This is a genomic window from Microcoleus sp. D3_18_C2, assembly GCF_036702395.1.
In the GTDB taxonomy this organism is placed as follows: Bacteria; Cyanobacteriota; Cyanobacteriia; order Cyanobacteriales; family Microcoleaceae; genus Microcoleus.
The window spans coordinates 1-10732 of sequence record NZ_JAUBTG010000023.1 but is presented as its reverse complement, the minus strand read 5'-3'; the positions used below and the strand labels follow the sequence as shown (position 1 = coordinate 10732).

The 10732-nt window shown below is 50.2% G+C and carries 3 protein-coding genes; 2 read left to right on the top strand and 1 reads right to left on the bottom strand.

Features of this window, described 5'->3' with window-relative positions; all coding sequences use genetic code 11:
- Positions 1-4052 (top strand): Ig-like domain-containing protein (locus QUA88_RS15560; protein WP_445300594.1); only part of this gene is annotated, 4052 nt, incomplete at its 5' end.
- Between the two features lie 608 nt (positions 4053-4660).
- Here QUA88_RS15560 and QUA88_RS15555 read toward each other — a convergent pair.
- Entirely contained in the window at positions 4661-5284 is a 624-nt protein-coding gene (locus tag QUA88_RS15555) for a GNAT family N-acetyltransferase (protein ID WP_333052932.1), read from the bottom strand.
- Positions 5285-7003: 1719 nt separating this feature from the next.
- On the opposite strand from QUA88_RS15555, the gene QUA88_RS15550 reads away from it, so the two are divergent.
- Positions 7004-10528 (top strand): response regulator, encoded by a 3525-nt coding sequence (locus QUA88_RS15550; RefSeq protein ID WP_333052933.1) that lies wholly within the window; start codon positions 7004-7006, stop codon positions 10526-10528.
- The last annotated feature ends 204 nt before the right edge of the window (positions 10529-10732 follow it).

The window sequence follows — 10732 nt, the reverse complement described above, 5'->3', positions numbered from 1 at the left end:
CCAGTCCCGCTACCGCTACTGTCGCGGCCATACTTCCAACTAACAACCAACCGCCAGTTGCCAACAATGCCAACTCCAGCCTCGGGCCCAACAGCAGCCAGTTAGTCACAGGATTGGGAGGAAGCGACCCCGACGGGTCGATCGCCTCTTACACCATCAACACCCTACCCTCACCAGACCAAGCCGTCCTGTTTTTAGGAGATCCAGCCAACGGCGGTGTACCCGTGACACCAGGCCAAGTCCTGACTCCAGAACAGTTGCAGCAACTATTTTTCCAAACGAAGGGCAGCTTTACAGGAGCAAATTTCACCTACAGCGCCACAGACAACAGCGGCGCCTCCAGTCCCGCTGTCGCTACTGTGGCGGCTATCTTGCAGCCGGGGGCGCCAACTCCCACACCAACACCAAATCCAACTAACAACCAACCGCCAGTTGCCAACAATGCCAACTCCAGCCTCGCGCCCAACAGCAGCCAGTTAGTGACAGGATTGGGAGGAAGCGACCCCGACGGGTCGATCGCCTCTTACACCATCAACACCCTGCCCTCACCAGACCAAGCAGTCCTGTTTTTAGGAGATCCAGCCAACGGCGGCCAACCAGTGACACCAGGCCAAGTCCTGACTCCAGCACAGTTGCAGCAACTATATTTCCAAACGACGGGCAACTTTACAGGAGCAAATTTCACCTACAGCGCGAAAGACAACAGCGGCGCCACCAGTCCCGCTACCGCTACTGTCGCGGCCATACTTCCAACTAACAACCAACCGCCAGTTGCCAACAATGCCAACTCCCGCCTCGCGCCCAACAGCAGCCAGTTAGTCACAGGATTGGGAGGAAGTGACCCCGACGGGTCGATCGCCTCTTACACCATCAACAGCCTGCCCTCACCAGACCAAGCAGTCCTGTTTTTAGGAGATCCAGCCAACGGGGGCGTACCAGTCACACCCGGTCAAGTCCTGACGCCAGAACAGTTACAGCAACTATTTTTCTCCACAACAGGCAACTTTACAGGAGCAAATTTCACCTACAGCGCCACAGACAACAGGGGCGCCACCAGTCCCGCTGTCGCTACTGTCGCGGCTATCTTGCGGCCGGTTTCCCCCAATCCCACACCGACTCCAACTCCAACAAATCCCACACCGACTCCAACAACTCCAACTCCAACTCCAACTGACAACCAACCGCCATTGGCCAACAATACCAACTCCCGCCTTGGGCCCAACAGCAGCAGGTTAGTCACAGGATTGGGAGGAAGTGACCCCGACGGGTCGATCGTCTCTTACACCATCAACAGCCTGCCCCCAGCAGACCAAGCCGTCCTGTTTTTAGGAGATCCAGCCAACGGTGGCGTACCAGTGACACCCGGCCAAGTCCTGACTCCTCAACAGTTGCAGCAATTATTTTTCTTCACAACGGGCAACTTTACAGGAACCAATTTCACCTACAGCGCCACAGACAACAGGGGTGCTATCAGTCCCCCTGCTACGGCTACTGTGGATGGACTGATAGTGCCAACTCCCACAACTCCCACAACTCCAACTCCAACTGACAACCAACCGCCAGTTGCCAACAATGCCAACTCCCGCCTCGGCCCCAACAGCAGCCAGTTAGTCACAGGATTGGGAGGAAGTGACCCCGACGGGTCGATCGTCTCTTACACCATCAACAGCCTGCCTCCTGCAGACCAAGCAGTCCTGTTTTTAGGAGATCCAGCCAACGGGGGCGTACCAGTCACACCCGGTCAAGTCCTGACGCCAGAACAGTTACAGCAACTATTTTTGCAAGCCACAGGCAACTTTACAGGAGCCACTTTCACCTATAGCGCCACAGACAACAGCGGCGCATCCAGTCCCGCTGTCGCTACTGTCGCGGCCATACTTCCAACTGACAACCAACCGCCCTTAGCCAACAATGCCAACTCCCGCCTCGCGCCCAACACCAGCCAGTTAGTCACAGGATTGGGAGGAAGTGACCCCGACGGGTCGATCGTCTCTTACACCATCAACAGCCTGCCCTCACCAGACCAAGCAGTCCTGTTTTTAGGAGATCCAGCCAACGGGGGTGTACCCGTCACACTAGGTCAAGTCCTGACGCCAGAACAGTTACAGCAACTATTTTTGCAAGCCACAGGCAACTTTACAGGAGCCACTTTCACCTATAGCGCCACAGACAACAGCGGTGCCATCAGTCCCGCTCCCGCTACTTTTGTCGCTATCTTGGGGGCGGATGGGCCCACTCCCACACCAACGCCCCCCACGCCGATCGTCTCAAATCCGATCGGGGAAACAGATACCGACTGTTTGTGTCAGCCCATTATTGAAAAACCGGGAATTAACTTTGCGCCCCCGCCGCCACCACCTGCAGTTGGATTTGTCCGGCCTATTTCACAATTTTCCGAGGGACAAACCACCAAAGGAACCGACGGCGATGACTTGATCGTAGACACCAAAGGCAACCAAAAAATTGTCGGTTTTGAAGGTAATGACCTGCTTTTAAGTGAAGACGGCGCGGACGAAATTTACGGCAACGAAGGCAATGACACGATTTTTGGGGGCATTGACACCGATATTGTTTACGGAGACGAGGGCAACGATATCGTATTTGCAGGCAAACAGAACGACTGGATTGCCGGCGACTTAGGCTCGGACACTCTGTTTGGAGATCGAGGTGCCGATACGATTCTCGGAGACACCGGGGAGAACAACTCCCAGAGTCCTGACGATGCTCGCGATTTGATCTTCGGAGGCGAGGGTGCAGACCTCATTAACGGCAACGAGGGCGACGATACCATCCATACCGGCAAAGGTGACGATATTGCCCTTGGAGGTAAAGAAAATGACCTGATTTGGGGCGAACTCGGCTCCGATACGTTGTTTGGTGGCATCGGCTCCGACAGCTTGTTTGGGGGAATCCGCGACCAAAGGGCCAGCGACTCCCAGGGACGCGACTTGCTTTACGGAGGCTTCGGTGACGACTTCCTCCACGGCCAACAAGACGACGATACCCTGGTTGCAGGCAAAGATAACGATCGCGCTTACGGAGGTAAAGGCAATGACCTGATCTACGGTCAATTAGGCTCCGATACTCTCTACGGTGGCGAAGGAGCCGATACTTTGCTCGGTGACAGTGGCAGTTCCCAGTCCATCGGGGATATCGGGGAACAAGACTTGCTCTTTGGTGGCAGTGGCAATGACATCATCGGCGGCGGCCATGGTAATGATACGGTGCAAGCAGGTAAAGGCAATGATTGTGTTTGGGGTGGCAAAGATCATGACCTGATTTGGGGCGAACTTGGCTCTGATACGCTGGTTGGCGACAGTGGCGACGACACCATGTACGGTGGTGCTCGAAGTCGAGCTCAAGATGCTGGCGGCCAAGACTTGCTCTTTGGTGGCCTCGGTGCTGATGTGCTGTTCGGCGATGAGGGTGACGATACCATCAGTGGCGGTGAAGACAACGATTTGATTTACGGCGGTAAAGCTAACGACCTCATACACGGAGATCGGGGTGACGACTCGATTTACGGCGGTGACGGCAGCGATGAACTCTGCGGTGGCGAGGGCAACGATACTATCTATGGCGATCGTGCTGATAACCGGGGTGTCTCGGTGGGCGCAAACGGCCAGCAAGACTGCGTCAACGGCGGTGAGGGCGATGACTTGCTCTACGGCAATGAAGGCCAAGATACTATCAACGGAGATGCTGGCAGCGATACTCTGATTGGTGGTAAAGATAACGACATTCTCAATGGGGGATCTGGAGATGACTGGCTGTTTGGCGACTTGGGCGAGGATACTTTAATTGGAGGTATGGGGAGCGATCGATATGTGTTGAGTGCTGATGGCGGCATTGATACTGTGATTAACTTCGAGGTAGGCGTCGATAAGTTGGTTTTGACCGACGGCCTGAGTTTCCAGCAGTTGCAATTTAGCGCCACTCCGAACGGTACGTTGCTGCTAGTAGCAGGAACCGATCGGGTTCTAGCAAATCTGGTTGGGGTTAACGGGGCGATCGGCTCCTCGGATTTCCTACCAAATCTCTCTGAGCTCTAGAATTGGCGGCGAAAGTCTCCTGTTCTGGCGAACAAAACGCCACAGCAGATTAGAACTTCTGTGGCGTTCCTCACAATACTCAATCCGGGTTAGAAACTTTGTAGCGATCGGCCCTTGACATCGCTCTTACAGTTGCCTTTTGTCCCTCTCTAAAATGCTAAAAAATAAATGTGTATTCAAGCCTGATTTGGTATAACATCAAATCGGTTAGCCTGGGGATTATTCATAAATCTCTTATTTTTATCGGCGTGAATCTATTGTCATCTGCGGTGAAGAAATTCTCTTTTTTTACCGCTGATACAGGCCGATAAGGGATGAGAATTAAATAAAATCCACTTTTCATGACTGTTGTGGGATGGGCCTAAGAGCCCGTCCTTTTTGGACGGGCTCTTAGGCCCATCCCACTTTCAAGAGTGGAAGTTATTTAATTCTCATTCCTAATTTTATTGTGTTGCGCGATCGGGCTTAAGAGCCAACTAAAATTTATCACTAATTCCCCATTGCCATTCCATTGATTCACAATTTGGAAGTAAAAGATACACGGATAGCTATTTTTTCCTTTTTCTTGGCGAAGCTCCAATTCTCCATAATCAATTCAAATACTTAGCTTAGGATAGCGGAATCTGCTTGCGTAAAAACAGGCGGCGCGGCTGGCCCAACAGCCAACCAGTCCAATTCCAATCCACCTGTTGCAAGCGATAGCCGGCCTGATAGTATAACTGTCGCGCCGCGTGATTATTTTCCAGAACGTGGAGGTAAATCTCAGAAAATCCCCATTCTTTGGCTGTCTCCTCGCAGTTGCTGAGCAATTGTTGAGCAACTCCCTGCCGCCGGTACTCCGGGTGAACGGCTAAATTCGACAAATAAGGATAGTCAGAACTAGGGATTTGCCAAGGGAAGCGAGAACGCAGAGCCATTTCTACTGTTCCTGTTATGCGCTGATCTCGGTGCGCCCTATAATTCTGCGTTCCCTCCTCGCGCGAGACTAGCTCAGCAACCAGACAAATGTAATGTTCTGCTTTAGAACGCAGTCGATTTTTTAAATCTTCGTAAATGCCCAAACGCAACACTGGATACACCCATTCTACAAACCCCTCGCGGGAGTGAAAGCTCATGGCTAAAATATCCGCTAGCTGCGTTAAGTCGTTGGGCGCAGCGACTCGGATCGAAAAACCAGAAAGTCCGGGAGTTTGTTGTTGGTGAGATGGTGAGGAAAAAAATGAAGGATTCACAATGCCAGGCCACTATATTAATTTTTTTTACGCGGGTTTCTAAGCTACCCTCTTAGAAAATTCACTGATGTTATACTGCTCTTATAACGTAACTTATAGGCATAGTTTATTTGCCAGATTAAATTACATTTTTTGGCGATGGACTTTAAGTAGCATTTGAGGTAAATGGAAAATTTTTAGCATTTAATACTCTAGTTATGAAAAAATAAAACTCATCCCCTAATAGTAGATTTGTGGATCAGCTATTTTGCCTTTAAATTGAAGCTCGATCCCTGGCTTTCTGCCGGCATCACAAGAGTTTAAGTAAACGGTAGCTTACAAATTAAATGCGCGACAGCTTAGCGGGCAAGGTATTAAAAACAATCACAAAGGTTTTAACGTCAGGTTCCCGAAATCCTACCGCTCTCTGCTTATTGAAATACCCGATCGAATATAATTTATCCGTCAAGCGGTAGTTGAAAAACTCAACGACTGACCATACTAACACTGGGATCGCTGGCGCGTCGGATGTTCCCCGCCGCCCCCCGGCCTGGCACCCCAGCTTTCAGCAGTTCTGGGCTATCCATCGCCCGTCCCCAATCGAACCGGCCTTACCTGTTGAGCTACTTGGTACTTTTCCAACGTCCAATTTAAATTTGGATGCCTGGAAACAGTCTGCAGGGGTTTTCCCCGTCGGTTCGATACTCTGCTGCGCGCGAGACCTTCAAAACCTCGATCGAGCTGATTGACCCTGCCCAAAAACAGATACAAGCCACCGACACTCGTCGTGGAGAGATCAAAATTTTAGACCCTAGTTCAAGCTCCCCGATTCATCTGTGGAGTAAATCTAAAATCTAAAATCTAAAATCTAAAATCGACCGATCGGTTTCCACAGAGTACATCCCTAGCTAAGATTAACAGATGGATGCTCAAACTTGCGGTGTTTCGCCGCAGTAATTAGCTTGGGCGTTGGCCTGCAGGACGCACAAAAAATGCCGATATCGGGGAAAAAAGTGCAAGTCTAACTAAAATGGTACAGCAATTGCGTCACTCCCACAGACACCTCTGTGGTCTGTGGGCCACCCCCGAATATCAGTCAGGGGTTCAGGGCCCGATGGTGGTCGCTATCCTTGGCTGACTGTTAAAGTTGCTATTACTTGTGGGAAAAAACACAGGCGAAGATGTTGGTTGTCTATAGTATTTTGCTGCAGGCAGCTTTCACATACCAAATAAAATATTCCCAGGAGGCAGGAGCAAACATAAATTTGGCTAATCAACTCACAATCAAGACGGTTATTCCTCTGTATTCTGAGATATCCAGACGGCAGTTAAAATGGCCAGATTTGTGTTTGATCTCCGGCGGCCTCAAGGTAAGGGGTGAAAGAAATTTATCGGGAGACGAGTTTATGTGAAGATCGTTGAATAATAAAATTGGGGTGCACGACAGATAACTGTGGCTCAGAAGAATTCCGAATTGAAAACCCAGACATCAAAAATCAAGGTTGATGCTTGCCTCGGCATACTTACAACAAATTCATATTCACGAATTATTGTGATACCATTTTCCCAAAATAATGGCGACCTAGGCAAACTCCCAATCCTTATGTCAGGAGTCATTCGCAATCGAAAATCGAAGGTCGAGAATCGAAAATGGTATGACTTCAGCAATTTAAATCGGCGAATTCTTCCTTTAATCAGACTTATTAAATCGAACAGCCCCGGGGCACAGGAGAACGGTGCATGAATTCCCAAGAAAATCCTAAGCTAAAAATTCTGATAGTCGATGACGAACCGGATAACCTCGACTTGCTTTACCGCACCTTCCATCGAGACTATAAAGTGCTCAGAGCCGAATCTGGCCCCGCTGCTCTCGAAATTTTGGCAAAAGAGGGAGAAGTAGCAGTGATTATCTCTGACCAGCGAATGCCAAAAATGAGCGGTACGGAGTTTCTCAGCCTGACGGCGGCTCAATACCCCGACGTGATCCGGATTATTTTAACTGGCTATACGGATGTTGAAGATTTAGTAGAAGCTATTAACGCTGGCAAAGTATTCAAATACGTTACCAAGCCTTGGGATGCTCAAGAGCTGATCAATCTTGTTAGTCAAGCTGTTGAGACTCACAATCTTCTGAAAACGCGCACCAATGAACTGCGCCGTGCTTTGAGCCAAGAATCGCTGCTTTATGCCGTTACCAATACTATCCGATCGGCTCCCAATTACCAGCAAATGCTGCAAAGAATTGTGGAAACTGTCGGGCAGATGTTTGAGGTGAGTTGCTGTCTGCTGCGGCCGTTCCAAGACGGCCGGGTGGCCGATGAGTGGTTCGTTTACCAGAAGGCAGAAACTAAAGGTGTGGGGGGCGATGAGGAAGTCACGCCCGGTGATGCTTCTGCTGCCGAACTCTCCCCGGATTTGCTGCCGGATTTGGTTTGGGAAACTCTGGATGTGGAGGTGATTCAAGATGCCCAAACTGACGATCGAGTTTTAAACTGGGATAATCCACAGCGAAAGCAGGCTTACGAAGCTGCGAATATTCGATCCAGCTTGATCGTACCGCTATTTTACAAAATCGAACTGATGGCAGTCTTGGCGCTGCATCAGTTTGAGGAACCGCGCCAGTGGCAAGACCACGAGGTACAGTTGGTAATTACGGTGGCAGACCAAGCGGCTTTGGCGCTTTCTCAAGCCCGGGCTTACGAACAGGTGCGGGCGCTGGCCAAGCGCGAGGCCTTAGTCAATACTATTACTACGGCAATTCGATCGAGTCTCGATCCCCAAAATATTTTTGCAGCCATTACTCAACAACTCGGCCAAGCTTTGCAAGTTGACGGCTGCGCCCTATCTCTGTGGACAGAAGATGATGAATACGTCCAATGCGTGGGGCTATACGACACAGATAGGGATACCGTGGCTGTAGAACAGGGTTTTCTTGATAATCCAGAGCTAGTTGCGAACCCTCTGGGCTACGAGACGGATTCTGGTGATGCTGCTGCTAACACTCGCGCCTGGGTTTTTGCCCATCCTTCTTTGCCACAGTCTTTGGTGCCGATTCGGGGCAATCCGCTGTTGTTGCAAGTTATGGTATCAAAAGAGCCGGTGGCGATCGAAGACCTCGACGAACACCCCGAATTAAATGTTACAGAACTGCAAGTTCGATCGCCAGCCCGCGCCCTGTTAGTCGTTCCCTTGCTCTCAGAAGGCAAAATCATCGGCAGCATTTCGCTGCGCCAAAATCACAGCATCCGCCGCTGGAACATCTCAGATATTGACCTGGCCCAAATAGTCGCAACTCAAGCTGCTCTAGCCGTGCAGCAGTCGCGCCTCTACCAGACTACCAGACAGCAGGCAGAACGGCTTCTGGAAGCCGATCGGCTCAAAACCGAATTTTTCCAAAATATCTCCCACGAGTTCCGCACGCCTCTAACTCTAACTATCGGCCCTCTGGAATCAGCTTGCAGGCGTAAAGAAGACTTACCCTACGAACAAGCCGTAATCGCTTTGCGTAATTCCCGCCGCCTCCTGCGCTTGGTAAATCAACTGCTGGACTTGCAGCGGCTAGATGCCGGACGGATGCAGCCGAGTTTTCGCCCCTGCGATTTGGTCGGTTTCTGTTACTCTACCGCAGAGTCGTTCCGCGCCTACTGCGAGAAAAAAGGACTGCACTTAATTACCCAACTGCAAGAATGTCCTTTACTTTATTTGGACTTGGAAAGATTTGACAAAGTTATTTACAACCTGCTATCAAATGCTGTTAAATTCACCCCAGAAGGCGGAACTATCACCCTGAAAGTTGAATCTGCCGGCGCTCACTGTTTGTTGCAAGTAAAAGACACGGGTATCGGCATTCGCACCGAACAAATTCCCTATTTATTCGAGCGATTTCACCAAGCCGAAGGTTCAGCTAGTCGTTCCTACGAAGGCAGCGGTTTAGGTTTGGCACTTGTCAAAGAATTAGTCGAACTCCACGGCGGTCAAATTTCAGTTGAGTCAGTTTACGGCGAAGGTACTACTTTTACCGTTTGGCTGCACTTTGGTTCGACGCACTTGCCCCCGGAACAGGTACTAGAAATACCTGCGGAGTTTCACTCATCGAAAGCTGCGGTGGAACTGGCCGATGTGGAGGCGGATTTATCAGAAAATGAGGCTGAAAATCATAACTTTGAGTCGCTCCAACCTGTCCGATCGGAAACAGCAGTGGGAACGGTTTTGGTGGTGGACGACAATCCAGATTTGCGCTTTTATGTGTCAGCAATTCTCCGAGATGCCGGCTTTGCAGTTTTGCTCGCCCGCAACGGAGAAGAAGGATTTGCCGTGGCTAAAAAACGTCGCCCTAATTTAATTATAACGGATTTGATGATGCCTTTGATTTCGGGCTTGGATTTGATTAAGATGATTCGAGAGGATGAGGAATTACAGGGAACTCCGGCAATTTTGCTGACTGCTAAAGCCGACGAAGATACTCGAATTGAAGGAGTAGAACGGGGTGCGGATGCTTATTTGTCCAAGCCTTTTAACGATCGAGAATTGTTGGCGGAAGTGCGGAATTTGATCGCCCTCAAACAAAACGAGCGGCGAGTGCAGCAGTTGAACAGTTATTTAACTGAGTCGGTGCTGCGCCGATTTTTGCCGCCGGCGATGGTGAAGGCCGCAGCGGCTGGAGATTTGGCCTTGGATTTGCGCCCGGAACCGCGATTGATTACTATTTTGTTTAGCGATATTGTCGGTTTTACTCAAATGGCAAATACGCTGCGATCGCGCCGGGTAGCTGAGCTGTTAAATGAATATTTGGCGGCAATGACTAAGGCTATTTTTGACAGTGGCGGTACGGTGGACAAGTTTGTTGGAGATGCGGTAATGGCTTTCTTTGGCGCGCCGGAGGAATTAACGCCTAATGAGCAAGTACGCCGCGCTGTGGCTGCTGCGGGGCAAATGCTGGGAGCTCTCAAGGAGCTTAACAAGGGCTGGTTGGAGCAGGGAATTGTTGGGGAAAATGGCGTCCCTCCGGTGCGGTTTCGCTGCGGAATTCACCAGGGTACTGCGGTGGTGGGGATGTTTGGCGGCCCCGATCGATCGGATTATACTGCGATCGGGCCGAGCGTGAATATTGCCGCCCGCTTGCAAGAGGTGACGGAACCAAACACGGTGCTAATTTCGGCGGCGGTTGCAGATTATGTGGAGGAAAATCGCATTGTTAAATATAAGCCTTTGAAACTAAAGGGAATTGATGAAACTGTATTGACTTTTTTACTAAATTGTGATTAGTCATTATAAGTATTATATGTTGATATCCCACGCACAATTTCGGGAAAAACCTATTCCTAAATAAGTAGATGAGTGGCCAAATATGTATGTAGCCCAAAGCGATTATCACTCCGTGAAACGCTCATTTGGAGCGCGAATTAAATAACTTACAATTTTAATTGTTATTGTGGGATGGGCGTCCCGCCCGTCATGAGTGGACGGGCG

Bases quoted from the DNA above. Each gene is read 5' to 3' on its own strand.
- QUA88_RS15550 (WP_333052933.1), top strand. From the start codon at position 7,004: ATGAATTCCCAAGAAAATCCTAAGCTAAAAATTCTGATAGTCGATGAC.